The sequence below is a fragment of the Methanosarcina acetivorans C2A genome (assembly GCF_000007345.1).
GTDB lineage: Archaea > Halobacteriota > Methanosarcinia > Methanosarcinales > Methanosarcinaceae > Methanosarcina > Methanosarcina acetivorans.
Genome location: NC_003552.1, coordinates 5,152,972 through 5,177,896, shown reverse-complemented (window position 1 = coordinate 5,177,896; position 24,925 = coordinate 5,152,972). Strand labels below are relative to the sequence as shown.

The 24,925-nt window shown below is 44.2% G+C and carries 26 protein-coding genes; 13 read left to right on the top strand and 13 right to left on the bottom strand.

All coding sequences use genetic code 11. From position 1 onward, the window contains the following. Nucleotides 1-197 precede the first annotated feature (197 nt). The 4 genes from MA_RS22205 to nikB are packed head-to-tail and all read right to left on the bottom strand — an operon-like array spanning nt 198 to nt 3,873. A complete protein-coding gene (locus MA_RS22205) occupies nt 198-1,139 on the bottom strand; it encodes an ABC transporter ATP-binding protein (protein WP_011024135.1) in 942 nt (313 codons plus the stop codon). Further along, entirely contained in the window at nt 1,132-2,115 is a 984-nt protein-coding gene (locus tag MA_RS22200) for an ABC transporter ATP-binding protein (protein ID WP_011024134.1), read from the bottom strand. Before MA_RS22200 ends, MA_RS22205 begins: the two co-directional genes overlap by 8 nt. Next, nucleotides 2,112-2,942, bottom strand: coding sequence for an ABC transporter permease (locus MA_RS22195; protein ID WP_048065941.1), 831 nt, complete (start codon nt 2,940-2,942; stop codon nt 2,112-2,114). The genes MA_RS22200 and MA_RS22195 overlap by 4 nt, the downstream gene beginning before the upstream one ends. After that, nucleotides 2,926-3,873 (bottom strand): nickel ABC transporter permease, encoded by a 948-nt coding sequence (gene nikB / locus MA_RS22190; protein ID WP_011024132.1) that lies wholly within the window; start codon nt 3,871-3,873, stop codon nt 2,926-2,928. The genes MA_RS22195 and nikB overlap by 17 nt, the downstream gene beginning before the upstream one ends. 319 nt (nt 3,874-4,192) lie before the next feature. On the opposite strand from nikB, the gene MA_RS22185 reads away from it, so the two are divergent. Continuing rightward, the gene (locus MA_RS22185) at nt 4,193-4,972 is read left to right on the top strand and encodes an epoxyqueuosine reductase (protein ID WP_157860384.1); all 780 of its coding nucleotides are present in this window, start codon (nt 4,193-4,195) and stop codon (nt 4,970-4,972) included. 132 nt (nt 4,973-5,104) lie between these two features. Here the strand turns inward: MA_RS22185 and MA_RS22180 are convergent, their stop codons facing one another. From MA_RS22180 to MA_RS22165, 4 genes are all read right to left on the bottom strand, one after another. Continuing rightward, the gene (locus MA_RS22180; protein WP_011024130.1) at nt 5,105-5,863 is read right to left on the bottom strand and encodes a methyltransferase domain-containing protein; all 759 of its coding nucleotides are present in this window, start codon (nt 5,861-5,863) and stop codon (nt 5,105-5,107) included. A 143-nt stretch (nt 5,864-6,006) separates the two neighbouring features. Further along, nucleotides 6,007-7,578: an ABC transporter substrate-binding protein gene (locus tag MA_RS22175; protein WP_226990685.1), complete on the bottom strand. Its 1,572-nt coding sequence runs from the start codon at nt 7,576-7,578 to the stop codon at nt 6,007-6,009. Nucleotides 7,579-8,116: 538 nt separating this feature from the next. After that, nucleotides 8,117-8,959: an Mrp/NBP35 family ATP-binding protein gene (locus MA_RS22170; protein ID WP_011024128.1), complete on the bottom strand. Its 843-nt coding sequence runs from the start codon at nt 8,957-8,959 to the stop codon at nt 8,117-8,119. Between the two features lie 51 nt (nt 8,960-9,010). Continuing rightward, nucleotides 9,011-9,349, bottom strand: coding sequence for a DUF134 domain-containing protein (locus MA_RS22165; protein WP_011024127.1), 339 nt, complete (start codon nt 9,347-9,349; stop codon nt 9,011-9,013). Between the two features lie 215 nt (nt 9,350-9,564). Between MA_RS22165 and MA_RS22160 the strand changes: the two genes are divergently transcribed. From MA_RS22160 to MA_RS22130, 7 genes are all read left to right on the top strand, one after another. After that, on the top strand, nt 9,565-9,936 hold the full coding sequence (locus MA_RS22160) for a NifB/NifX family molybdenum-iron cluster-binding protein (protein WP_011024126.1): 372 nt from the start codon (nt 9,565-9,567) through the stop codon (nt 9,934-9,936). A 95-nt stretch (nt 9,937-10,031) separates the two neighbouring features. After that, nucleotides 10,032-10,406 carry a NifB/NifX family molybdenum-iron cluster-binding protein gene (locus tag MA_RS22155; RefSeq protein ID WP_048065940.1) on the top strand — a complete coding sequence of 125 codons (375 nt, stop codon included), beginning with the start codon at nt 10,032-10,034 and terminating at the stop codon, nt 10,404-10,406. A gap of 45 nt (nt 10,407-10,451) precedes the next feature. Further along, nucleotides 10,452-11,306, top strand: a complete 855-nt coding sequence (locus tag MA_RS22150; protein ID WP_011024124.1) for an ATP-binding protein — start codon at nt 10,452-10,454, stop codon at nt 11,304-11,306. Continuing rightward, entirely contained in the window at nt 11,303-12,235 is a 933-nt protein-coding gene (locus MA_RS22145; RefSeq protein ID WP_011024123.1) for a 4Fe-4S binding protein, read from the top strand. The genes MA_RS22150 and MA_RS22145 overlap by 4 nt, the downstream gene beginning before the upstream one ends. A gap of 157 nt (nt 12,236-12,392) precedes the next feature. Then, on the top strand, nt 12,393-13,091 hold the full coding sequence (locus MA_RS22140; RefSeq protein WP_011024122.1) for a DUF169 domain-containing protein: 699 nt from the start codon (nt 12,393-12,395) through the stop codon (nt 13,089-13,091). 565 nt (nt 13,092-13,656) lie between these two features. Continuing rightward, complete coding sequence (locus MA_RS22135; RefSeq protein ID WP_011024121.1) at nt 13,657-14,190, top strand: DUF1847 domain-containing protein; 534 nt, start codon at nt 13,657-13,659, stop codon at nt 14,188-14,190. Between the two features lie 64 nt (nt 14,191-14,254). Next, nucleotides 14,255-14,716, top strand: a complete 462-nt coding sequence (locus tag MA_RS22130; RefSeq protein WP_011024120.1) for a DUF1284 domain-containing protein — start codon at nt 14,255-14,257, stop codon at nt 14,714-14,716. Between the two features lie 150 nt (nt 14,717-14,866). On the opposite strand, the gene hdrB is transcribed toward MA_RS22130, so the two are convergent. From hdrB to npdG, 3 genes are all read right to left on the bottom strand, one after another. Further along, nucleotides 14,867-15,769 carry a CoB--CoM heterodisulfide reductase subunit B gene (gene hdrB / locus MA_RS22125; RefSeq protein WP_011024119.1) on the bottom strand — a complete coding sequence of 301 codons (903 nt, stop codon included), beginning with the start codon at nt 15,767-15,769 and terminating at the stop codon, nt 14,867-14,869. Nucleotides 15,770-15,784: 15 nt separating this feature from the next. After that, on the bottom strand, nt 15,785-16,270 hold the full coding sequence (gene hdrC, locus MA_RS22120; RefSeq protein ID WP_011024118.1) for a CoB--CoM heterodisulfide reductase subunit C: 486 nt from the start codon (nt 16,268-16,270) through the stop codon (nt 15,785-15,787). A gap of 751 nt (nt 16,271-17,021) precedes the next feature. Further along, nucleotides 17,022-17,729 (bottom strand): NADPH-dependent F420 reductase, encoded by a 708-nt coding sequence (npdG, locus tag MA_RS22115; RefSeq protein ID WP_052279215.1) that lies wholly within the window; start codon nt 17,727-17,729, stop codon nt 17,022-17,024. 553 nt (nt 17,730-18,282) lie between these two features. Between npdG and MA_RS22110 the strand changes: the two genes are divergently transcribed. Continuing rightward, nucleotides 18,283-19,875 carry a S8 family peptidase gene (locus MA_RS22110; protein ID WP_226990908.1) on the top strand — a complete coding sequence of 531 codons (1,593 nt, stop codon included), beginning with the start codon at nt 18,283-18,285 and terminating at the stop codon, nt 19,873-19,875. Nucleotides 19,876-20,026: 151 nt separating this feature from the next. Here the strand turns inward: MA_RS22110 and MA_RS22105 are convergent, their stop codons facing one another. After that, nucleotides 20,027-20,566, bottom strand: a complete 540-nt coding sequence (locus MA_RS22105) for a DUF2284 domain-containing protein (protein ID WP_011024115.1) — start codon at nt 20,564-20,566, stop codon at nt 20,027-20,029. 511 nt (nt 20,567-21,077) lie between these two features. Here MA_RS22105 and MA_RS22100 point away from each other — a divergent pair. Then, nucleotides 21,078-22,271 carry a M24 family metallopeptidase gene (locus tag MA_RS22100; protein WP_048065939.1) on the top strand — a complete coding sequence of 398 codons (1,194 nt, stop codon included), beginning with the start codon at nt 21,078-21,080 and terminating at the stop codon, nt 22,269-22,271. A 76-nt stretch (nt 22,272-22,347) separates the two neighbouring features. Here the strand turns inward: MA_RS22100 and MA_RS26095 are convergent, their stop codons facing one another. Continuing rightward, nucleotides 22,348-22,506, bottom strand: a complete 159-nt coding sequence (locus MA_RS26095; protein ID WP_394295996.1) for a winged helix-turn-helix transcriptional regulator — start codon at nt 22,504-22,506, stop codon at nt 22,348-22,350. 566 nt (nt 22,507-23,072) lie between these two features. On the opposite strand from MA_RS26095, the gene MA_RS22095 reads away from it, so the two are divergent. From MA_RS22095 to MA_RS27685, 3 genes are all read left to right on the top strand, one after another. Continuing rightward, complete coding sequence (locus MA_RS22095; protein WP_048065938.1) at nt 23,073-23,975, top strand: hypothetical protein; 903 nt, start codon at nt 23,073-23,075, stop codon at nt 23,973-23,975. Between the two features lie 148 nt (nt 23,976-24,123). Then, the gene (locus tag MA_RS22090; protein ID WP_048065937.1) at nt 24,124-24,537 is read left to right on the top strand and encodes a hypothetical protein; all 414 of its coding nucleotides are present in this window, start codon (nt 24,124-24,126) and stop codon (nt 24,535-24,537) included. A 32-nt stretch (nt 24,538-24,569) separates the two neighbouring features. Then, complete coding sequence (locus MA_RS27685; RefSeq protein WP_156157498.1) at nt 24,570-24,713, top strand: hypothetical protein; 144 nt, start codon at nt 24,570-24,572, stop codon at nt 24,711-24,713. Nucleotides 24,714-24,925: the final 212 nt, after the last annotated feature.

The following is a 24,925-nucleotide window of genomic DNA, read 5'->3' as shown; positions in this document are numbered from 1 at the left end:
TTCTTATTTCAAATAATTTTGTTTTTCTTGAGCCTGAAGGTAGGAATTTTGCAGTTTAGCGGAGAGTTAATTCGGGAATTTCATCCGGGCCTCAGAAATCCTCTCTGGATAATGTTGCGGTGGCTGATGAATTCCATGAAGTCAGGCAAAAAATATGAAATAATAGAGTGTGAAAAAATAGAGTGTGAAAACAGGATTCATTTTGTTAACTTCTTACACAAAATGTAGTGGTCTTGCCCTGTTTGTAGCATCTCCGGTTTTTCAGCTCTGCATTCAGGGTCCGCATAAGGACATTCTCCGTAAAATACACAGCCTTCAAAACCAGAGGTAATGTCGGTTTTGGCTTCAAAATCAGGCTTCCAGATCTCTTTTGCCTTCATATCCCTAATCGGCTCGGATAAGAGCTGCCGGCTATAAGGGTGTTGCGGTCGAGAAAATACTTCCTCTACGGCTCCGATCTCCAGGATCTTTCCGGCATACATTACAGCTGCCCGATCGCACATATGCCTTACAACTTCGAGGTCGTGAGAAATAAAAAGCATACTCAGGGAAAGTTCCTTTTTGAGGTTCTTTATTAGATGCAGGATCTGTGCCTGTACTGACACGTCCAGGGAAGCTGTAATCTCATCCGCAATCAGGACATTCGGTTTCAGTGACAGAGCCCTTGCTATGGAAACTCTCTGGTTTTGCCCCCCGCTCAACTGGTGAGGATATCGGTTTGCATGTTCCGGGGAAAGCCCTACCGATTTCAGAAGGAGGGGAACTTCGGCATAAGTTGCTTTTTTTTTAACTCCCTGAAGCCTGAGGGGCTCGGAAATGCTTGATTTTATCATCATTTTTGGGTCAAGGGATGAATAGGGGTCCTGGAAGATCATCTGCATCCTGGGCTGCACTTTCAAAAACTCTTTTCTGGGGAGTCCTGTCAGCTCCTTCCCTTCAAAAAATATGGTCCCGGAGTCCGGCTGCTCAAAACGAAGGATGCACTTTCCAACAGTGCTTTTTCCGCACCCGCTTTCTCCCACAAGCCCGAGGGTTTCCCCTTTCCGGACTTCAAATGAAACGTCATCTACTGCCTTTATAACCTCTTTTTTGAAAATCCCTGAAGAAAAATATTTTTTCAGCCCCCGGACTTCAAGCATACTTAAAACACCTCACCTGACGTTCTCCCGTTAAGGAAAATAGTTCCGGGTGCTTGTTTTTGCAAATCTCCATTGCATACCTGCACCGGGGGAAAAACCTGCACCCCTCCGGGAGGGCAGTCAAGGAAGGGCTTGACCCCGGGATCGGCTGCATCCCCCTGGAAGGAAGCGAATTCAGAAGCCCTTCCGAAAAAGGGTGCATCGGAGCCTTGAAAAATTCTTTGCAGCCTGAAATTTCTACAATTTCTCCTGCATACATCACAGCAAGGGTCTCAAAGAGCTTTTCTGCAAGCTCCAGATCATGTGTGACGATAAACATTGTCGCATTCTGACTTATATCCTGCAGGAGAGATATGATTCTTCGCTTTATCCTGAGATCCAGCCCGCTACTGGGTTCGTCCGCAATGATAAGTGAGGGTTCGGCAGCAATTCCCATGGCAATCATCACCCTTTGCCTCAGGCCCCCGCTCAGTTCGTGGGGGTACTGCCTGATCCGAAGGGCAGGGTCTTGGATGCTGACTCTATTCAGGAGATGAATTAAATTTGTGTTTACCTCAGCTTTCGAAAAGCCTTCGCCTCTGCTCAGGGCTTCCGAAAGCTGATCTCCTATTGTAAATACAGGGTCAAGGGAAGTTGCCGGGTTTTGAAATATTGCTCCGATTTCCTTTCCGCGTATTTTCCTGATCTCCCGGGAAGGCATCGAAAAAAGGTTTTCTCCTTTAAATGTGATCTCTCCTGAAAATGACGCATCTCCGGGCAGAAGACCCAGAATCGCCAGGCAAAGCACCGTTTTTCCCGAGCCGGACTCTCCTATTATTCCAAAGCATTCCTTCTCCCTGACTGTAAGGTCAATACTGTCAACGGCTCTTACAGGGCCGGCATCGTCAGGGAAATGAACTTTCAAATTCCAGATCTCAAGCAGGGGTGGAGAACCATTCCCGGACCCGGGATCAGGGGTGATAAGATTTCGCGTCATAATGAGTCCTGCTTCTGCTTTGATTTCGGATCAAGCAAGTCCCTGAGCCCGTCTCCCAGGAAATTAAACCCGAGGACGGTAAGCATTATCGAAATTCCCGGAAAGATCATAAGGTATGGGGCGGTGCGGAGAAAATACCTGCCTTCATTAAGCATGGCTCCCCATTCCGGAAGGGTTTGCACTCCAAACCCGAGAAAACTTAGGCCTGCAGATGCGAGGATCACATATCCCATCCCAAGGGTTCCCATAACAAGGAGAGGGGATGAGGCATGAGGAAGAACATGACGAACGATCACGTACAGATTGTTTCCCCCAAACCCTTTGGCTGCCGTGACGAATTCCCGGCTTTTAACCGTAAGTACCGACGCTCTGACCACTCTTGCATAGCCTGTCCACTCTATCAGGACAAGGGCCAGTACCATGTTGGCAAGTCCTCCCCCGAAAAGTCCCACGATCGCCAGGGCTAGAAACATGCTCGGAAAAGCCAGAACTCCGTCTACAAATCGCATAAGGACTTCATCTGCGAGCCCGCCTATGTAACCAGCAGTGGTGCCGACGACTATCCCTGTAAAAAGGGACAGCGTCACGACTGAAATCCCTATCATAAGAGATATGCGGCTCGCAAACAGTACTCTGCTCAGCACGCACCTCCCCAGATGATCGGTGCCGAAGGGATACTCGGAGTTTGGCGGAGTCAGCCTCAGGTCCAGGTCTATTGCTTCCGGGTCATGAGGGGCAAGCCAGGCTGCAAAAAGGGCTATAAAGGTGAGGAAACTGAGGATTATGATCCCGGCAAGCAAGCTCCTGTTTTTAATCCTGTATTTCATCTCGAATCCTCGGGTCAAGATAACTGTAAGAAAGGTCAACAAGCAGGTTTATTGTTACAAAGAGAACAGCTACAAAGAGAAGGGTTCCCTGGATCATGGGATAGTCCCTGTTGTAGATCGAATTGACAATAAGATTTCCGAGCCCTGGCCAGGCAAATACGGTTTCGACCACTGCAGAACCGTTTAGTAGGTATCCGAAATTCAGACCCGCCATGGTTATTACGGGGATCATGGCGTTTTTAAGGGCATGCTTTCCAATCACAACCTTTTCCGAAAGCCCTTTTGCTCTGGCTGCATAGATGTAGTCTTCCTGGAGTACCTCAAGGAAGCTGGATCTCGTCAGGCGCATTGTAATAGCTGCGGAACTTGTCCCGAGAGTCAGCATGGGCAGGATAAGATGTAAAAAGTCTCCGTTTTCTCCGAACCCTCCCGCAGGAAGAATGCGTAGGAATACGGCAAAAACCAGTATCATAAGATAACCCTGCCAGAAATTTGGCATAGAAACCCCAAGGAGGGCAAAAAGCCTGCTCAGGTCATCAATCCAGGTATCCCGCTTCAAAGCTGCAAGGATGCCTGCTGGAATCGAGATCACAAGCGAGACCAGGAAACTTGCAATGGCAAGCTTGAGAGTTGCGGAAAAGGCCTGCAGGATTGCCTCTGAGACCGGGCGTTCGCTCATATATGAATAACCAAGTTCACCATGCAACACATCTCCAAGCCAGTTGAGATACTGCACGTACAGGGGCTTATCAAAACCTTCTTTGATCCTGAATTCTTCCACCGCGGCAGGGTCAGCCCCTCCAGAGGAGCTTGTCAGGATGATTTCTGCAGGGTCTCCGGGGGTTACATATATTAAAGAAAAACTGACAATAGAAATGAAAAGAAATACAGGTGCCATAAACACTATCTTTCTTAATATGTGTGTTAGTATTTTTACACACACCATTTTTAGCACTAGCCTATGTTTTTTTAAAACTTATTGTTATTCATTTGTTTAATTTGTCTCTCTATTCTTCATATATAGTATTTTCTATTTGTTTCAGCAGGTCCGGATTCATGATATTTCTAAAAAGTGTATATTGTCCCTAAAAATGGTTATACAATCCGGAAATCTCTTTTCAGGGCATATTTTTATATGAAATTTTTTTCATACTGATGAAATACTCAATAGGCCGAATATTGTTTTACTGTAGTATGATACCTGTTGCCCGAATTCAGTGAATAGTTTACAAAAAGGAGGAGAGGATAAATTGACAAATGATGTTGAATTGACGGATGATAATGAATTGACGAATGATAATGAATTGACGAATGATGATATTACCTCCGAAGTCATACATTATCTTGATGAAAACGGGGTTTCCGTAGCAGGGGTTGCAGGTTTTTGTTCTCTGGATTCGAATCCTTATCCGGACCTGCAGAAGGCGGTAGTTTACGGGGTTGCACTGGACCCCGATTTTCTCAGGGAACTCATCAATGGGCCTGATTCTGGTTATTCTGCCGAATGCACACGAGCCAACGGGAAACTGAGGGAATTGGGCACAAAGCTTGTAAGCTATCTGGAAGAGAAGGGATTTGAGGCAGTTTCCCTTGGTCCTACCACGGAAAATTTTGATAGGGAAAAATTAGCCGTGGATTTTCCCCACAAAACTGCGGCCACAAGGGCGGGCCTGGGCTGGGTAGGCAAATGTGACCTCCTTGTTACAGAGAAGTTTGGTTCGGCTCTTCGCTTAAACACGGTCTTTACCAATGCTCCTCTCAGACCCGGTACACCTGTAAAACGCTCTTTTTGTGGGGAATGTACTCGCTGTGCGGAAGCATGCCCGGCAGGTGCCATCTCGGGAAAAGAATGGTATCCGGGGCGTTACAGGGACGAGTTTCTGGACATAAGAGCATGCTATGAGGAATGTACGAAAAATTTCAAAAAAAGTGGCGTGAAAAACTCTATATGTGGGATCTGTATTGCTGCCTGTCCCTGGACTCTGAAATACCTGAAAAAGATGTCTTCCGTGCAGGGAGCTATTGATTGATAGATTGTTTCTTGTATAACGCCTGAATTATAAGCCTGCATTGAAGTTTTCGTCAGATCCGGGAGAAGCCCGACTATCTACAAAAAAACAATGGTTAAGCTCAAACTCAAAAAATGGAGAAAAACTGGAGGTTTATTCAGTTGCCTTTTGTCCCGTAATCAGGAAGATGGGGGTATCCCTGAGAAATCTTTGGATGAATGGAAGCTTGCTTTTCTTAAATTTCTGCGCTTCCTGAAGGGGATTTACTGCAGTGTTTTCAAAACCCATTTTGGAAAAGACAACTGAGACATTTTCCGGGCTTATGTCCTCGTAAAGAGGGAGAGCTTTTCGGATCGGCCCGTAAAATTCATTGAAAAATGATCTGGAGGGATTTTTGTTCATGTCGGGGTTCACCACGCCGGTAATCCAGCGCTTGACCTTCTTGTCCGGGCGGGGGTTAAACCAGTTGCCGTCGATAGCAAAGACCCTGCCTCCCGGTTTGAGGACACGCATCCACTCCTGGACTGCTATTTCCGGTTGAGGGAGGGTCCAGAGCAGATATTTGTTTACGACCAGGTCAAAATAGCAGTCTTCAAATGGCAATTTTTCCGCATCTCCATGAAATAAGTCAACCTTGACACCCAGGGTCTTTGCGTTATTCCGTGCTTTTTCAAGCATGCCCATGGAGATATCTACGGCTGTCACTTCATGTCCCATTTCAGCAAAGAGAAGCGCAAGAAAACCAGGCCCGGTCCCTACATCCAGTACCTTTAACCTTTGTCCGGGAGGCAAGAAATTTTCAAGCATTCGCCTCCAGATAATCCTCTCTTCTGCATCAAAGCCGTTCTCTCCGTTTGTATATGTGGAAGACCTGAGGTTCCAGTAATCAGCGATAACTTTCTTGCAGTCCATGACATCAATCCATAATAAATTCTTAAGAGATAAGCGGTTTCTGCTTTTAAATTTTCATAAATTTGCTTTTTTCCAGGTAAGCTATTGGCCTGAAAAGCAGGGAGATCCCTTCTAGCAGAAGTTCTCCCTGCAAAGTTTTCTAATCATTCTTCAATGTAGATGTCCTTTGTAATGAAGGAAATCTCATTCGGGTAAATCTCATATCCTTTTACCCGTTTGTTTATTCCGTCAAGTTCCGTATAATAGAATACGAATATTTCCGGAGAGTCTGCAAGCACCCGGGCCTGGATCAGGTCGTAGTATTCCTGTCTCTCCTCAGGGCTTGTGCTTTCCCTGGCTTCTTTGATCCATTCGTCAACCTCGCTGTTAGAGTACCCTGTCCATCCTGCCTGTTCTCCGGAAGACTCGAAATGGTAGGAGAGGAAATAGTCAGGGTCTCCGGCAGGGGCAACACCCCAGGCATAAAGGGAAAGGTCATAGTTCCCATCGCTTGTATCCGCACTCAAAGCTCCTGTTTCAAGGACAATTACCTCGGTTTTGATCCCTATTTTCCCAAAATGGGAAGCTATAACTTCAGCTGTGGGTTTGAGTTCGGCTCTTTTTTCATAGGTGCGAATGGTAAGTTCGAAAGGCTTCCCTTCGTATTCAAGCCAGCCGTCTCCGTCAGTATCGGTAATTCCTGCCTCTGAAAGCATTTCTTTTGCTTTTTCGGGGGAATAATCGTAGCCTTCGAGTTTTTCATTGGCTGACCAGGGCAGAGTTGACGGGAACACTCCTTTTGCAGTTACTCCTTCCCCTTCGAGAGCAGCGCTTACGACCTGGTCACGGTTGATCGCATAATTCAGAGCCTGTCTGACCCTCAGGTCGTCAAGGGGCTCTTTGTTTGTGTTTACATACATAAAGCAGAGCCTCAGGGTTTCCTTACTGAGGACTTCAAGGTCGGGGTTTTCGTTGATAATGCCCGATTCTGTGGCCGGGATGCCCCGGACGAGGTCACAGTCATCTGCCTGTAGTTTTAATGACCTTGTAAGAGGATCGGAAACGTAGTCGATCGTCGCACTTTCAAGCTTAACATCTCCTCCCCAGTAGTCCTCGTTTCGCAAAACAGATAGTCTGAGGCCTTCTTCGTAATTTTCGAACTTAAAAGGTCCAGTCCCTACGGGTTTATGGGTAAGATCTTCTGCTTCCGGGCTTACTATTGAAATCAGGGGGTCGGAAAGGCTTGCAATGGTCGGTGCATATGGTTCTTTTGTCCTGATGATAACCGTCATATCGTCTTTAGCTGATACTGATTCGATAAAATCGTACTCTGTATGCCTGGTGTTATCAGGGTCAAGGACCCGGTTTATCGAAAATACCACTGCTTCGGCATTGAAAGGCGTCCCGTCATGGAACTTTACATCTGACCTCAGGTTAATTTGCCAGGCGGTATCATTGAGACTTTCATAACTTTCCGCAAGTTCAGGCACGAGGTTCATATCGGCATCATAGGCAAAAAGAGTCTCATATATTCCGGCTTCCCGGACATACCAGCCTACCCATTTGTAACCGGGGTCAAGGGATTCATCCGGTCCGAATATCATAACGGCTCGAAGGTTTCCATCCTTTGCGGAGGACATGTTTCCTCCAGCCTCTTCAGAATCATTGAGCAAAGACGCTTCACCAGTGTTGGAATCGGAATCTGCACATCCGGAAAAGAATACCGATGCTATCACAATGAAAATCAATATAATGAAAATGTGACTATTTTTATTTTTGTTCTTACTTGTCACTTTAACCACTGAAAATATGTATTCGGGTGGTGTATATTAACATTCTTATTTGTGTCACTAAATATTATTATGTTTTTTTAATTTATTACCAGATCTGCATAAATAATCACATTATCACTGTCTTACTGGTGTGTGAGTCTTATAATTTCTAAACTGAATGTTGCCAGGGGTCCCCGAGAATCTTTCTTGAACCGGGGAGGAGAAACGGTTATAGGTCAATGTGTTGAAGGTAAAAAGGTGAGTAAGGAAGACTTTAGTATATTCTGATATAACATCAACTTATAGTTATGTAACTTATTATAATAAAAGGAAAATTTAAGAAAAATATGAGTCGCTGTAAATGGAAAAAGAGAAGAAAAATATAAGTCGCTGTAAAAGGAAAAATAGAAAAAAATATGAGTTACTTTAAAGGGAAAAATAGAAGAAGGAATGTAAAAAAGTAAATATGAATTTCTTTTTAAATAATCGGCTTTAAATTGTTTTATTCTTCCTTCAAAGTCTCCTGAACCGCATCCACAACTTTTTCGAAGCTCTTCTGCCACTCTGTGCCGTGTTTGAGTTGGTCCTGAATGATCGTCCCCTTGTCTTCCATTTCTGCGACTTTGGGCTCTATGGGCAGTCTGGCAAGAATGGGGATATTGAAGTCTTCTGAAGCTTTTTCAACGCCTCCGCTTCCGAATACGTCTATAGGCTTATCGCAGTGAGGGCAGATAAGCCCGTGCATATTGTCCACAAGTCCTATTACAGGTACGTTCAGTTTTTCCGAGAATGTGATTGATTTCCGGACACTGATGAGGGCTACGTCCTGAGGGGTTGTAACCAGTACGGAACCGTCACAGTTGGGGATAAGCTGGGCAACACTCAGGGGTTCGTCTCCAGTTCCGGGGGGGAGGTCAATAATCAGAAAGTCAAGTGCTCCCCAGTAAACTTCTTCCAGAAACTGCTTGATTGCTCCCATTTTGGCAGGTCCCCTCCAGATTATAGGTGAGTCTTTGTTTTCAAGCAAAAAACCAATCGACATTATTGAGAGATTGGGAAGCACCTGAATCGGGAGAATTCCTTCTTCGCTTACTTCAGGTCTTGCAGACTCCAGCCCGAAGATGGTAGGAATAGTCGGGCCGTGGATGTCACAGTCCAGAAGACCTACTCTGTACCCGCGGAGGGCAAGCCCGACAGCGAGATTTGCGGCAATTGTACTTTTCCCTACTCCGCCTTTCCCGCTCATTACCATAATCTTACGTTTGATGCGCCGGAGGTTGACTACGATTTTTGGTTCCTCGGGCTTTTTCGATAAGCTTTCTAGTGGTTGAACCTTATCTGTCATTTTTATCGCCTATGTAAAATTTCAATTTTTTCCCCTTTTAGTATGCCTCTGTTACGTATCAGCATCTTCATTAATGTCAGAGCTCTCAGCTCTGATATAGTTACCGCCTTTTATTTCTATGGCTTTTCCTTTGCTCAGGGCAATGGCTACTTTCATTCTGGCGGATTTTAGATCCTCCCAGAAAGCTCTCCTTGATATTCCTACCCTGCTAGCTGCGTCTTCCTGCCTCAGCCCCTCAATGTCTACAAGTCTGAGGGCTTCAAGCTCTTCTACTGTGAGGGACACCACCTCAAGGTCTGATAGCGGGACCCCTCGGGGCTTGAAATATGTGATATCAGGGGTTTGCTCAACGCGCCTCGGACATTTTGGCCTTCCTCTGCATTTTTTCATAGCTTACTTATGCACATTGCAGAATAAATATATAACAATTTCTCTTTTCGAATAGAAAACTATAAATATTTATGTACAAATGAGTGAAATTGTACTTTCTATATCTCTGACTTCTCTGCGTTTGTGAAGGACTGATGTGCTTCTACTTTATTTGAAACATTTACAGAGAAATGTATTGTTTGAGAGTCAGCGGATTTTATATTGGAGCATAAAATATGAAAATCTGCATAAGTGCCTGTGGAAAGGATCTTGATTCTGAAGTGGACCCTCAATTCGGAAGATGCAATTATTTTGTGATTATTGAGCCGAAGGTCGGGTCAGTGACATCGATCAAAAATCCCGGTTCAGAAGCCCCGAGCGGTGCAGGTATCCGGGCAGCAGAGGCAGTTGTGGGAGCAGGGATAGATATTCTCTTAACGGGTAGTGTGGGACCGAATTCTTTCTCCATACTCTCCGAAGCAGGTGTTGAAACTCACTATGGGGTCAGAGGCAAGGTAGCCTTTGCTTTGCATGAGTATCAATCCGGAAAGCTTGCCGTCCTTGAGCGCCCGAATGCTTCTACTCATAGCGGTATGAAAAATAATTGAGTTAATTGTCCATATTGGAAACAAAATCTCAAATAATCCGAAAAATGTTGTACAATATTTTTATGGAATATATGAAAATTTAAAAGGTGATCTGTATGAAAGTATGTATACCCACAAGAGACAACAACGGCATGGAAGGGGCTGTAGAGCAGCATTTTGGAAAGGCTCTCACTTATACAATCCTGGATACCAACAGTGGAGAAATTTTCGTGGTCCCCAATACCAGCGAACACATGGGAGGGGTGGAACTGCCTCCTGAGTTACTCCGTAAATATGGGGTGGAGATCATGCTCTGTGCGGGGCTCGGGTACAGAGCTGTCAAGATGTTTGAGTCTTATGGAATCGATGTCTTCGTAGGGGCCGGAGGAACCGTTCAGGATGCGGTAGAAGCCTGGAAAGCAAATCAACTCCATAGTGCCAGTGCTGAAAACACCTGTGCAGAACATGACCACCACAACCACCATCACTGAGGAATTAACTCCTATTTTTATGTGCGGGATTAGAAGGCTCAGCTCATGAAAGTTGCAATTGCAAGCGGCAAAGGGGGTACCGGGAAAACTACAGTTGCAGTTAACCTTGCCCTTGCTCTTGAAGAGGTACAGCTTTTTGACTGTGATGTGGAAGAGCCTAATTGCAACCTGTTTCTGGGTTTCGAACTGGAGCCACTGGAAGCAGTAACCTGCTTGGTTCCGGAGATCGACCCTGAGAGGTGTGCTCTTTGCGGAAACTGTGCCAGCTTCTGTAAATTCAATGCCCTGGCTGCCCTTCCCAATAAGATCCTGTCATTTCCATCTCTCTGCCATGGCTGTGGAGGCTGCAGCTTTGTCTGCCCCGCAGGGGCCATAGACGAAAAACCCCGGTCTATCGGACTTATCGAGAAAAATTCCTCTGACTCATCTCTCACATTTTTCCGTGGCGTCCTGAACGTGGGGGAAGCTATGGCGACTCCTGTCATCAGGGCGCTCCAGCGGCATATCGATGAAAGTAGACATGCAATCATTGATTCCCCTCCAGGAACGGCATGTCCTGTTCTTGCAGTTCTGGGGTGTGCTGACTACTGCGTACTTGTGACCGAGTCCACTCCTTTCGGTTTCCATGATTTCCTTCTCGCCCTTGAAGCTGCAAGGATATTTCAGGTTCCTGTAGGAGTTGTTCTCAACCGGGATGGGCTTGGGGACTCAAGGGTGGAAGAGTTTTGCAGGGCTGAAGGAATTCCAATCCTGCTCCGCATTCCCAATGATAGAATGATTGCCAGGTTCTATTCAGAGGGCGTCCCTTTTGTTAAGGAAATGTCCGGATGGAAGGAAAAATTCAAGGTCATGTTCGAAATGATAAGAGCCCAGGCTTGCAAAAATATGGGGGTATCATGAGGCAACTGGCTATAATTAGCGGAAAAGGCGGATGTGGAAAGACCACTCTTACGGCTGCCTTTTCTTCTCTTTCGGGAAATGCCGTACTTGCCGACTGTGATGTCGACGCACCCGATCTGCCTCTGATCCTTAAGCCCCGGGTACTTGATACCGAGGATTGTCTGGGACTGGAACTTGCTTCCGTTGACTCGGAACTCTGTACAGGTTGCGGCATCTGCCGGGAAGTTTGCAGGTTCGGAGCAGTCCTTGAAAACTTCACGATAAATCCGTATAGCTGCGAAGGATGTGCAGTTTGTACTGTCGCCTGCCCTGAAAAAGCGGTGTGCCTTACGCCGAGAGTTTCAGGACAGGCAGTTTCCTCCATAACCCGTTTCGGGCCTATGGCTCATGCAAATCTGGGCACTGGAGAGGAAGCAAGTGGAAAACTTGTGACCCTGGTCCGAAAAAAGGCCTCAGAACTTGCAGATCAATATTCCTGCAAACTCGTTCTTATTGATGGCCCTCCAGGTACCGGCTGTCCGGTTATGGCAGCAATTACCGGGACTGACCTTGTCCTTGTGCTTAGCGAGCCCACTGTTTCCGGGCTTCACGACCTGAAACGGGCGATCAAACTGACCGCACATTTCAGAATTCCGGCTGTTGCCTGCATTAACAGGTATGATATCAACGAAAAAAAGAGTCTCGAAATTGAGGCTTTTTGCAGGGAAGCCGGAATTCCCCTTCTTGCTCGTTTACCTTATACGGATATAACCACAGAGGCAATGATGAATGAAGAAACAGTGATCGAATATGCCGCTCATTCCCGGAAGGCTGAAGCTGTAGAGTTTGTAAATATTATTCGAAAGCTCTGGGCAGATATCAAAATGAGGCTTTCAGGGCCCTGTGATGAAGAAATGTGCTCAAAAACCCTTCCTATAAGGGAATCTTAATTTAAATAAATAGTCTCAACTGAAATGTTAAGAAGTTAAATAATATAGCAGCTGTTAATTAATATAGCAGTCTGTTCTTTTAATTTTATTCATAAATAGTTGATGAATTCTTTAGTAATCGTTAGTAAGTTCAATAAATTGTTGGTGAGGGAATTCAATGGATTATACTCAGCTTGCAGAGAAACTGGTCAAGTTCCTTGACCTTAAGTACGAACCGGTGGCAGTGAAAGTTATCAAAAAGGGAGAACCCATTCCCGAAGGGTATCATGAGCCTGAGAAAAATATCAGGCACTGCCAATCCATCATGAAAGCCAGGAAAGGGGAGTCCTTCGTAATTCCTGCAGGCAAGCATGCCTGCGTGGTAGGCGCTTCAAGCCTCGGGCTTATTCCTACGCCTGAAAAGGTGGTTTCAGGGGAATTCCACCATAACCTGGGAATGTTTGACAGTGTGGAGGCAGCAGCCGGCATGATTTCCAAGCGCCCGGCTTTTGAGTCCGAAAGCGGAACTGCAACCGTTGTGGGCCCTCTGAAGGACGCAAAGGTTGAACCTGATGTGGTTATTCTCGTGGACAGGCCGGAAACTATTTACTGGATTATCCCTGCAGCCACTTACTATAAAGGCGGAAGGGTTAATTTCAGCAGTGCAGCTTCCCAGGCAACCTGCGCCGACACAACCATCCTGCCGAGCCTGACAGGAGAAATAAACGTTTCTTTAGGCTGTTTCGGGTGTAGAAAAGCCACTGATATCGAAAATGATGAAATGCTCATAGGGATTCCTTTCAGCAAGCTTGAAGAAATTGTCAATGCCCTTGAAAAACTCTATGAAGGCCCTATGCCTAAAGCTAGGCAGAAATAACCCTTCTGGGGTTTTTATTTCTTCTCATTCTTAAGTGAGATTTCTTTCTTTTCTCATTTGTTTTTTTCATTCATTTCCTTTATCATGAATCCTACCAGTACATTTATTTCTTCCATGTCAATATTTATACCTGTAAAGTTTATATGAAGAAGCGTAGAACAGCGTAAAACCCCTGAGTCTTTAAGCTCAGGGGATATAAGCGTCAACTTCTAAACATTCTCTTGATATTGATTCTGCAAATAAGTTTGTATTATTAACTATATTATAATATTTGATACTGTCGCCACAACCAAAATGCGAAAACCAAGCTGAGGAGTTGGATAACAGGGTATCCTCATACCTGAAGGGATCGGGAACGTCAAGCCGGAGAAAACCGGAAGCTGGAAAGCATCTCAAGTATAATCTCACGTTCATATTCTGTTTCACCTTTGGAACGAGGGGTAGAGCCTGTGCGACTCGCTAACATTGGTTGGGAGGATGACTCAGGAAGCCGCTAAATCTTTAGTTTAGCGGTAGTTCACGCTCATAATACCTATTCGTTTTAAAAACCCCCGGGAGAAAAAGTGTGCAGTGTGCGTTGTGCAGGAATAAGGAATGCCTTGTAGGCAAAAACTGCTCTGTTCTCAAATCAGGACTTGAGTATAACGGCGAGAATCTCAAATCGATTCAGATTTCCGCCTGGCTTGAATCGGACTCTGCAAAAAGGACAAAGCTGGAGGAAATTGCAATTTACTCAAAGCGGCTCGGGTACCGGAAGATAGGAATTGCTTTCTGTATTGAGCATGAGAGAGAAGCAAGGCTGGTCTATGATATTCTTTCAAGATATTTTGAGGTGTTTTCAGTTTGCTGTAAGGTTTGCAGCCTTGAAAAAGAAAGTCTTGGGATCAAAAAAACCGAGAGTCAGGGGTTTGAAGCTGCCTGCAACCCTATAGGACAGGCTCTCCTTCTGAACAATGACGGCACCGACCTGAATATCATGCTCGGGCTTAAAACGGGCTATGATATTCTTTTTGCAAAATGCTCTGAAGCTCCTGCGATAACACTTCCTCTGCTGGAATTGCCCTATCTCGGAGATTCGGAAATCGATTTTATAGAGTGAATTATAGAGTGAATTTTTAGAAAATATTTTTTAATCTTTGTGATTTTAAGCTCCGGAGAAATGCATGTTCGAGAAATCCATATGCAAATCTGAAACCGATTCAAAATCCGATCCAGAACTCTTGAATATAAGAGCGCATCACCTCTGCTGTATCCAGGGATTCCAGGGGTATGGGTACAGTCCGGCTTTTGTTGCCAATATGCGGGCTGTGATCTCGGATCTTGAGGCTTTTCCTTCCAGACCTCTCAAGCTTGTTACGGTATGTGATGCAATCTGCGTCTCCTGCCCCAGCAAAAGAGAATGCACCGTTCAGGAATCGGTCCTTTCTCAGAAGATCCGGAAGATGGACCTCATCGTCCTGGATATATTGAAGTTGGATGCCGGGACTGTTCTGAATGCGGATGAAGCCTTCAAGCTCATAAATTCAAAACTTAACAAAGCTTCGGATGTCGAAGAGGTATGCGGGACCTGCAAATGGAGGCAAAAATGCCTCTGGTATGTGCAGGCAGGAAAACAGGAAGGCTAAGTGTAAGGCTTTGAGGAAATGTCTCCTTGGGGAAAATTCCGGGGTCAAAAAACTTTCTCAGTCTTTCTACCTTAAACCTCTTTTTCAGGCATTCTGCTTTATTTTTATCTTTTTTTGTTTTTGATTTCTTTCTGCCTTATTTCTGGTTATTTACCTTAAACCTGCGCTGATTTCGTAGATTTTTGCAAGAAATTCGATGTTCTGGATTGCATTCTGTTCTATCCCCAGCTCGTCCGGAGAAAAGCCGAGAGCAAGGCCAAGGAGCTGGGAGTAATGGAGAACCGGGATTGAGTAGTCGGTTCCGAACTTCTCATTGACTGCAAGCTGTCCCCTGTCAAATTGAAGGTGACAGAAGGGGCATGCATTGACAATGCAGTCCACTCCTGCATTTCGGATGCAGGCAAGCTTATGTTCAAGCATCTCCAGGGACTCGGCAGCGTGCCCTGAACGGACTCCTCCGCCTGCCCCACAGCACATCATTTTGTCGGTATAGTCCACACTTTTCGCACCTGTGGCTTCAACCAGCTCATCAAAGAAGACCGGGGCTTCCGTTTCTCCAAGGTTTCTCTCCTTTGAGGGCTTGATCAGGTGACATCCGTAGTGAAGGGCGACTTTCAGGTCAAGGGGGGTTGTGATGAAGCTTTTGAGTTTTTCAGGTCCCAGTTCCTTGTACAGAAACTCGATTATGTGCCTGACCTCAGCTGTTCCCTTATACTCCATACCTATCTCTTTTAAGCAGCTGTTTGTACAGGCCTTCATCTCAGGGTCGTTTTTCAGTTCTATGTTCGCGTCTGCCAGGGACCCGTAGCAACCGTTGCAAACGGTCAGGATGTCTCTTCCCATCCTTTCCGAGAGGACGATGTTCCGGCTTGCAAGGGCTAGCCAGGTTGCTTTGTCAAAGGACTTGAACACCCCGGGAGCAGGGCAGCAGGAGGCTCCCGGCAGGTCAACTGCATCAACTTCAAGTTTCTGCAGGCAGAGTTTGGTTGCTTTTTCAATCCCTGGGTAGCGGTTGGGTACGATACAGCCACGAAACAGCGATAGTTTTGCCATTATTTTCCTGCCTCCTTATTTTTTAGCCACCAGCTCGTCGAACTTGCAGGTTTTGAGCAGGGTTTTCAGTCCTTCAAGGGCTTCCGGATCTTTCTGAACGGTTTCGGGTATCGGGTCTAGCCCCAGTTCTTCCCTCTTTTTCTTTGTTTCTTCGTCAAGGGGAACCGCATGCCCGCATTCCAGTACCATTTCCGAGACAAAGCGGTGTTCGGGAAGCATCAAGCCTTCTCTTACTGCAAGCCTCCTTAACTCAAGAATAGCATCCGTAATTGGGATTCCGCGCGGGCAGCGCTCCTGGCATGTGTAGCAGGTCGTACAGAGCCACAGGTCATAATCTGAAAGAACGGCAGCTCTGTTCTTGCGTGCATCTCGAATTATTCTTCGGGTATTGAGTCCGGTGTGCCGTCCCGAAGGGCAGCTTCCCGTGCATATGCCGCAGTGCATGCAGGAAAGCAGGTCAAGCCCTTCAGCCTTTAGCAGTTTTAGCAGTTCTTCACTCATACAGGTTCACTGTCTGGTTTTGAGTTTGATTTTGGGTCTGGTTTTATACTGTTTCTTCCGTTTTAGAAAAACAAATATAACCGAAAGAAAAAGGTCTGAGTAAAACCCTGTATCCAGGGCAGAATTTCTGATTTTCAGGATGAATGAACCTCTCCACCGGCTGATTCCCGGGGATTTCCAGTAAATTAGTTCTTTTCAGGTTCCTTTAAGGAAGAGAATTTCAGCAGTTTTATTTTTAGCAGGCATTGCCAGCAGATTTTTCCGGCAGGCTTCTCTTTCGCTGCTTCTCTTCCGGTAAATTCTCTACTATATTTCGTATTACTCTCATGTTATTTAACATAAACTAAATCTATTCAGGGTTGAAGTCCAAGATCAAGAGACGAACCTTAGATTCTGAACGGTTTTGAATAGGTTCTGAGTCCCTCCCGGAGTCTTTGTTAAAAACAGAAATAACACATCTCTTTCCAGGAGTAGCTGTAACCTTATTTTTTAAATCTCACTTCTCAAGAGTTTTCAACCTTATTTTTAATCTCAGTTCTCAAGAGTTGTTGTAGCCTTATTTTTATCTCGCTTCTAATGTCTGGCTTCATATCCATAGGCAAAGGTGCAAAACCCTTGATATCTTTTAATATGTCTGTTATTATATAAAAAGTAAGTTATTTGCGCAGGGTTCCACGTCCCCAAACAGGTTTCTATTACTTTTGTACAGCTTCCGCTCTTATGTTCTTCAGGCTTTTTCCGGTTTTATTTCTCAGGAGAAATTTATTCCCAGGTCTTTAAGCCCGTTCAGTTTTGCGAGATTGATTAGTAAAGGTGTCAGAGATTCCATGGTGCTTGCCTGCTTAAGAGGGCCTCCGTCCAGGGGTTTGAGGCATCCCATGTGCCTTGTTAGCTCCATTACAAGTTTCTTTGCTTCGGCATCGTCACTGCATACAAGCGCATCGTGTACTGCTTTGCATTTGACGACATCCTTGAGTTTTCCCGCAGGGATGTTGTGGAAAGCTGCAACAACTCTGGTGGACTCAGGGACATTTTTCTGGATTGCAAGGGCTGCTGAACCTTCTTCCGGTGGTTTGTATACCATAAGGCCTTCTTCTTTTACCATCGGGACCACAGGGGTAACAAGGATCTTATTTTCAATTGCCTCTCGAATCTCTTCAAGCAAAGGCAAAACGTAGTCAAAGCGGATTGTAAGTATTATTACTTCGGCTGCCTGTGCTGCAGCAAGGTTGTCCATGCCGGTAATTGTCATCTTTGATGTGTCAAATCCACAGTTTTCAAGCTCTAATAAATCTTTTTTTGCAGCTTCATCTGCAGTTTCCAGAGATCTGGACCCGATAATTACCTCGTTCTTCACACCATCAGGCATAAGATTTTGGAGGGCAAGCCTCAGGACCATTCCTTCTCCTATGTTGCCGGTTCCTCCAAGAACAGCTATTTTGAGCTTTTCAGAATTCAATTTGAACAAGACCTCCAGTTTGCTATGACTTCCCATAACATATGCCCAGAAGTTAATATATCTTCTGTCTTTGATCACTCAATTATAATTCTTAATGTTATTGATAAATTAATTTATACTGTAATACTGGGTTTTAACTGCATTTTAACTGCATTTTTTCCCTAAAGTCACTTTATTGATTATGTTTATCTTTTATTTTGTTTTCGATTTTCTTGTAAAAATTAATAGAAATATTTATAATGTATCTTGGTATATGTTAAAATAAATTAATTCTGTTGAGGGCTCGCTGCAAGAATTACTTTGAATATACCTGTATTCTGTTTACATCCCTGACTTACTATACAAGCAATATCGGGAGATATTGTACCCTGGGAGTTACATCATGAAAGTATTAAACCTGTTAATGTTAATATTAGTGTTTACAGGCATATTTTCTCATTTCAGTTTTCTAGTATGTGGGGGGACTGGAACTTTCAAATCTGAAAAGGTAACTTCCGGGCTAACATCTCCCTTTTTATTCTCTTCTGAACCGATTTCCTCAGATCCAAGATTGGTGTGCTCCTCTTCAACACTTTCGAAACCGCTGAAAGGGGGTTCGTCAGAGATCTACAGAGAAGAGGCAAAAGATAATCTGACCGCATATGTCCGGCTTTCCCCGGACACGGATTCAGGAGTGCTGAATTCCTGTAGCAGGGTTGAAGAATGGGATGAAGACTCCGGCATTGCTGTAGTCTGCGTTAATCCGGAATCGTTTGAAGAACTCTCCACCCTTAATGGAGTATCTTCAGTCCAGCCAGTCATTTCTCCTGTTATAAGAAAGGTGGACCTGGAAGAAAAAACAACTTTTTCTTTTTCCTCAGAAGAATTCTGGAGGCCGGAAGGTGTGACAGGAGCCGGAATTAAAATAGGGATAATTTCCGATGGAGTAGAAGACATATCTGAAGCGATTAATTCGGGAATTCTCCCTGAGGATATACATATCCTTTCTCCAGGAAAAGGAAACGAAGGGACTGTTATGCTCGAAATAGTCCATGAAACCTCTCCCGGTGCGGAACTGTATTTCCACGGTGCAGGCAGTAACAAGCTTGAGTTTAACAAAGCTGTTGATGCCCTCGTTGCCGAAGGCTGCCAGATTCTCTGCGATGATGTGGGCTGGCCTGATGAACCCTTCTTTGAGGACGGGGTTGTGGCTGCCCATGTTAAAGAGGTAATCGAAAGTCAGGGGATTCTTTATGTTAGCGCAGCAGGGAATGACGCAGGCCGCCACTATCAGGGCATGTTTTTTGACAATGGGTCAGGCTGGCATGACTTCAGTTCCGGGGTCAGCGGTTTCAGAAATATTTACATGGATGTTCCGGCAGGCGAGAAGGTGACTGTGGTGCTTCAGTGGAATGACCCCTGGAACGGTTCCGAAAACGATTACGATCTCTACCTCTACGATTGCTGCAGCGGAAACGAAATTGCCGTAAGTGAAACAACCCAGAGTGGCATGGACACCCCCCTTGAATTTATCAAATACGTCAACAAAGAAGAAGACAAAAAAACACTGAGTATAGCTGTCAAGAAATATTGCGGAGAAGATAGGATACTGGAGGTTTATATTTACCCTAACTCCTCTGTAAAGGTCCATCCTGACAACCTTGTTGCAGAGGATTCGGTCTTCGGGCATCCCGCTGTTTCGGGCGTTATCTGTGTTGGAGCGGTTGACACCGGAAATCAGGAAAGTGGCAGTATAGCTCCCTACTCTTCTCGCGGGCCTGTGAGCATCTATTATCCGGAACCCGAACTCAGGAACAAGACTGACCTCAGCGGGCCTGGCAGAGTGAAAGTTTCCGGTTCAACAGGAACTGGCAGTTTCTTTACGGGCACAAGCGCTTCTGCCCCTTCCGTAGCGGGGATCGGAGCTCTTATCTGGAGCATGTACCCCGAAAAAACCGGCAATGAAATCCGTGGGATACTGTGTTCCTCAGCCGAGGATCTTGGCGAGCCTGGTTACGATACTACCTTCGGGTACGGTTCGGTTAACGAAAGCATAGTCTTTTTTCTTGAAAGCTTCTCCCCCGGTGGGGGTCTATCCTCGGAAAAAGACTGTCCTTGGAAAAATTCGGAGCTTCGGCTGCGGAATCAAATGAGATCTTTATGCTGAAACTTTCCATGCCGTTTGAAAAGCTCTACTCTCTATCTAATTACCTCCTTAAGCAGCACTAAGAGCTTTGGCACTAAGAGCTTTTCATTGATGGGATGCGGCAGGAAATGGCTTTATGAATTATTTGAACCTACTCGGACTCACTATATTTTCACTCAATAAGTAAAATCCCTACACATGCCGTTTTTTCCGGCTTGCAGAACTCAAGAACAAGCCCAACTTCTGCCATTGCCTTTCGGACATTTATTCCTACGGCTTCGGGGGCAAAGCGCCTCACTTCCGGCTTTACGCATTTTTCAAGGTTGCAGACCTCACATTCGTTGCAGGAGCCGGGCCTCAGGAGGTGAGCAAAGATAAAGCCTTCCCTGAAAGCTTCCTGTTCGAGCTCGAACATCTTATGAAATGAACTCTTCCGAAGCTTTCGCCAGGCTTCAAGGACATCCTTGCATCCTGACGTATCGTATTCTTCTACGAGAAGAAGTGCACTGCTGTACTCTCTTATGACCTTCCTGAACTCCCCAATTGATATTACATGAGGCGGGCAGCTCAACCTTTTTCCATAGCTTCTGCACCCATAAGCGCATTTAAGGGCAATCCTGTCTTCAACCGGAATGTCTTCTGCCTTCAGAAAATAAGCTTTGAGACCCATCTCCGATGCCTTTTCAACAAGATCTTTGTATTTCCTGGGCATGCTAATGCCTCTTCAAAAACCTTATTTTTTATTTTATTCCCGTTTGTTTCACTTTTTCTTTCCTTTTAATTTGTTTTTTTGCTAATTATTTTTTCCATTTTAAAAAAATAGCTAATGGGTGGGAGTTGTTGAAAACCATATAGATAGGAGTATCTAAGGATAGGAGTATCTAAGGATAGGAGTATCTAAGGATAAGAGTATCTAAGGATAGGAGTATCTAAGGATAAGAGTATCTAGAGATAGGAATATCTAAGTATGAGGGTATCTCTATACTTTCTCCTATATGGGGGAAATTCATCTGCTTTTTCGGAATTAGTCAATAGCTCACGGATACGACCACAAAATAGGATATGCGTTATACGGATATTTTTTATCTTCTAGTATTATTTCTATGAATAAATAGCAACAACTTTGTACATCTTTGTACTTTTGTTCCTTAGTTTTTATTTGATTCTTCTGACGGGTTACACTTCTATAATTGTGAGTAGATAAAGCTAGTACAGGGATTCCCATGATTAAAAAAGTGCCTTTGACCGAATTGAAAAACCGTATGAACTGCTTTAGAAAACAGATGGATGTCTCAAACCCCCAGTGGGAGACTGCCGTAATCTTCAGCAAAATAAACATCTATTACTTTACCGGTACGATGCAGGACGGAATGTTGATTATTCCGAAAAACGGAGAAGCAACACTCTGGGTCCGCCGCAGTTATGAAAGGGCTCTGGACGAATCATTATTCCCGAATATCGAACCCATGAAAAGCTTCCGTGATGCTGCAGGGGATGCAAGCAAGCTGCCTGACGCGGTGTATCTGGAAACCGAAGTAGTCCCTCTGGCTTTATACCAGAGATTTCAAAAGTATTTCCCCTTTAAGAACGTTAAATCCGTCGATGCCCAGGTCTGTGCCATTAGGGCAGTAAAAAGTGAATATGAACTATCCCTGTTGCGAGAAGCAGGCCAGATCCATCGGCATGTGCTTGAAGACCTCGTGCCCGGCATGCTGCGCGAAGGGATGAGCGAGGCTGACCTGTCAACCGAACTGTTTTCTGTTCTGGTAGAAGAAGGGCACCACGGAGCATGCCGTTTTGGCATGTTCGATACGGAGATGATTCTGGGAAATGTCTGTTTTGGGGAAAGCTCTATCTATCCGTGTTATTTTAACGGGCCTGGCGGAAAGCTAGGATTGAGCCCTGCAGCACCCGTGCTCGGGAGCCGGGATCGTAAATTAAGGAAAGGTGACCTTGTCTTTGTTGATGTCGGCTGCGGGGTTGACGGCTACCATACGGATAAAACAACGACATACATGTTTGGCTCTCCTCTCCCTCAGTATGCTATGGATCTCCACAATAAATGTGTGGATATACAGAACGAAGCTGCAGCGATGTTAAAACCCGGAATTGCTCCCTCTGAAATCTATACTACAATAATGAATGGGCTCGATAAGGAATTCCTGCAAAACTTCATGGGTTTTGGCAACCGTAAAGTGAAATTTCTCGGGCACGCCGTCGGCCTGTTGATCGATGAAACTCCCGTAATTGCCGCCGGGTTTGACGAGCCTCTGAAGGAAGGAATGGTATTTGCCCTCGAACCCAAAAGGGGGATTGAAAATATCGGAATGGTAGGCATTGAGAATACCTTCATAGTAACTGCAAAAGGCGGAGAGTGTATTACAGGGGACAATCCGGGATTGATTCCTGTATATTAATTGCTTTGATAGTTGCTGTATCACGTTGCAGCTATCTTATTTTCGTTTTAAATTAGGAGAAAAACTGTCTCATGCCTTATGTTTTAAGCCATTTTAGCATATCTGGTTCCACAGCAGGGTTTATAAAATATTTTGAAAACTTCCCATCTGCTTTGGAAAATACAATATTGTCTTCCCTCAACTTTTTAATATGCCAGTGGATAGTGCTTTTGTTCAAACTCAATTTTTCTGAGATCTCCTGATTTGTAATCTCAGGATTTTGAAAGTGAAGGAGAGCCTGTTCCGGTCAATGACAAGTCCGGTACTATTTCTTCGGTATTTGGAGGAAATATGAAAGCTCTGACCTGGCAAGATGGGGAATTCGAAATTACTATTATTTCTTCTTTTGATAAGGGGGAGCTGCTTAATATTGCAGAATCCTTCTCCTGATATCCGGGAAGTTTTCAGAACGAATAAAATAAAAGGTGAAGTTACAGACTTCACATTCTTTTTTTGTAAAATAAGTACTGGCAACATTTGGGAGTTACAATCATTCTGTCAAAATCATCATGTAATTTCTCACATAAAGTGTTACAACTGATGAAAGTAATCGTAAATTCAGCGTTTATTGTTAGATGATATGGTGAAAAACTTTATACTTTATGTAATATGTCTAAGAAAATAGTTTGTGGAGTTCAAACGCACCTTCCAGAGTAGATTTGAACTCCATTGTGCCCGGAGGCATGAGTTAGTGTTAGCCTTGCAATTATTTAAGGCTTGCTTGATTCGGCCTCTGGAGTAAAGAACAGAAGTGATCATATAATGAAGGAAAAGCTTAAGATAAGCGCAATATTTGCAGCAATACTTCTTGTGGGTATTGCTTTTGTTCCAGCTGTGAGTGCACAGGCTGAATCGGTTTCTTCATCTTCTGCTGATAAAGAAAAAATAGAGGTCACAAAGTTACCTGAAATGGAATTGAAGATTATTAACATCAATGATACTTCCAATATAGTACAGGTTGGAGACACGCTAATAACCTTCGAGTCTAATCCGGAACACACTGAAGCAGAAATGCAAATTGAAAATCTGACAACTAATGAAGTGACGAATATTATCTATAAAGTTTCAGAAATTGATGGAAAATTCAAGACTGATGTGTATCAAGAAGGAGAATTAGTTAATACAGTAACTTCAGTATACAATCCTATTGTACCAGGTTCGATGAAAGAAATACTTGGTGGCTCTTCTGCTAAGCAAGGCACTGAAACTGTTAATGCTATCACTTCCACAAAATATACGTGGGATGGTGTACATTTTGTTAAGGGGTCTGGCATAAAGTATCCTCATCCGGATTATGATTCATATACCGGTGAAATTTTTGATACTTGGTATATATCTGGCACTAAACTTAAACATTATCATATTGAAGACTCATATTCTGACGCGATAGCTGATTGCGCTCCAGCAGTAGCTGGAGCGACAATTGGTTTAATAGTTGGTGGAGGAATTGGTGCTATTGTTGGAGCAGGACTGGGAGCTTTATTGGGTGGGCCAACAAGTTCAATCCTTCTCGATGAAGAGGGATGCATTTGGGGCTGGTGTGCTCATAACTGGGGATGGCGTCTAGGACTTCCGCCCAATCCTTTGACATCCAAATATGTTCCTGATTACTACAGAGTTGCCTCCTATACTTTATGGAACTTTATCGGTCTGTCGAACCCATAATGCATCATTAATTTTATGAAGTTCAAGGACAATGTTGCCTAAATATCGTCCTTCTATATTTTAAGAATTGTTGTTTTATCACTCTTCAAAATTAGTTTACATTTGAATAATAATCGCTTCAAAAAATTAAATTTAGAGAGTGCACCACATGAAAATATTTAAAGCAGAACTTGAAGAGATTATAGGACTCCTGATTGGGTTAATATTTTGGTATTTATGGCTGTTTGTAACCATTACAATGAGCTTTGAAATTAACTTTTTTGCCCAGACCCAGATAAATATTTGGGTTTCGATGGGTCTTCTTATTCTTTTCATGTTTACAGGGCATTATATAGTCTCAAGTGGTGCAATTGACGAAAAAAAGAGGATTGAAGACATAGTAATCATAAAAAGTAATCTAATAGGTTATTTCCTGTGGCTTATTCTAATGATATTTGCGTACTTATTGAATATTGAAGTTAGTTCAAAAGCAAGTCTGGTAGGAGGTTATATTACAATATTCTTAATTTGTCTATACATGAAAAAGAGAGTAGTTAAAGCGGAAAGACAGTCCTCTTGTTAAGATGCTATTGAAGTATTCGTGCTCCGAGCAAAATGACTGAAGCAGAAATGGAAAAATATGGGATAGAAGTAATTCCTTTAAATGAGCTAGAAGCACGTTCCAGTGAGCTTAATCTTGCCCCTGAAATAGTCGAAGAGCTGATTATGTCAAGGCCAGTGAATAATTCCTCATTTTAGCCGGATTAAAATTCCCCAATTTCCAATCCTTGAGAAAAGCTCGAGGATCCTAAATAATGTTGAAAATGGAGGAATGGCTATTGATACGAGATTTGTATTCACAAGGCTTTAGCATCAGCGAAATCGTGCGACAAGAAGCTGTATCAGAGATTGCGGGTTAATCCGTCCCCTATCCGTTTAGGGTGTCCCTACTGTAGCATGCATTCCTGGTT

Coding starts and splice junctions, on each gene's coding strand:
- MA_RS22140 (WP_011024122.1), top strand. CDS start 12,393: ATGGATTATACTCAGCTTGCAGAGAAACTGGTCAAGTTCCTTGACCTT.
- MA_RS22105 (WP_011024115.1), bottom strand. CDS start 20,566: ATGCCCAGGAAATACAAAGATCTTGTTGAAAAGGCATCGGAGATGGGT.
- MA_RS22180 (WP_011024130.1), bottom strand. CDS start 5,863: ATGGACTGCAAGAAAGTTATCGCTGATTACTGGAACCTCAGGTCTTCC.
- hdrC (WP_011024118.1), bottom strand. CDS start 16,270: ATGAGTGAAGAACTGCTAAAACTGCTAAAGGCTGAAGGGCTTGACCTG.
- MA_RS22090 (WP_048065937.1), top strand. CDS start 24,124: ATGAAAATATTTAAAGCAGAACTTGAAGAGATTATAGGACTCCTGATT.
- MA_RS22145 (WP_011024123.1), top strand. CDS start 11,303: ATGAGGCAACTGGCTATAATTAGCGGAAAAGGCGGATGTGGAAAGACC.
- MA_RS22155 (WP_048065940.1), top strand. CDS start 10,032: ATGAAAGTATGTATACCCACAAGAGACAACAACGGCATGGAAGGGGCT.
- MA_RS22130 (WP_011024120.1), top strand. CDS start 14,255: ATGTTCGAGAAATCCATATGCAAATCTGAAACCGATTCAAAATCCGAT.
- MA_RS22095 (WP_048065938.1), top strand. CDS start 23,073: ATGAAGGAAAAGCTTAAGATAAGCGCAATATTTGCAGCAATACTTCTT.
- MA_RS22200 (WP_011024134.1), bottom strand. CDS start 2,115: ATGACGCGAAATCTTATCACCCCTGATCCCGGGTCCGGGAATGGTTCT.
- hdrB (WP_011024119.1), bottom strand. CDS start 15,769: ATGGCAAAACTATCGCTGTTTCGTGGCTGTATCGTACCCAACCGCTAC.
- MA_RS22100 (WP_048065939.1), top strand. CDS start 21,078: ATGATTAAAAAAGTGCCTTTGACCGAATTGAAAAACCGTATGAACTGC.
- MA_RS22205 (WP_011024135.1), bottom strand. CDS start 1,139: ATGCTTGAAGTCCGGGGGCTGAAAAAATATTTTTCTTCAGGGATTTTC.
- MA_RS22165 (WP_011024127.1), bottom strand. CDS start 9,349: ATGAAAAAATGCAGAGGAAGGCCAAAATGTCCGAGGCGCGTTGAGCAA.
- MA_RS22195 (WP_048065941.1), bottom strand. CDS start 2,942: ATGAAATACAGGATTAAAAACAGGAGCTTGCTTGCCGGGATCATAATC.
- MA_RS22160 (WP_011024126.1), top strand. CDS start 9,565: ATGAAAATCTGCATAAGTGCCTGTGGAAAGGATCTTGATTCTGAAGTG.
- MA_RS22150 (WP_011024124.1), top strand. CDS start 10,452: ATGAAAGTTGCAATTGCAAGCGGCAAAGGGGGTACCGGGAAAACTACA.
- MA_RS22170 (WP_011024128.1), bottom strand. CDS start 8,959: ATGACAGATAAGGTTCAACCACTAGAAAGCTTATCGAAAAAGCCCGAG.
- MA_RS27685 (WP_156157498.1), top strand. CDS start 24,570: ATGACTGAAGCAGAAATGGAAAAATATGGGATAGAAGTAATTCCTTTA.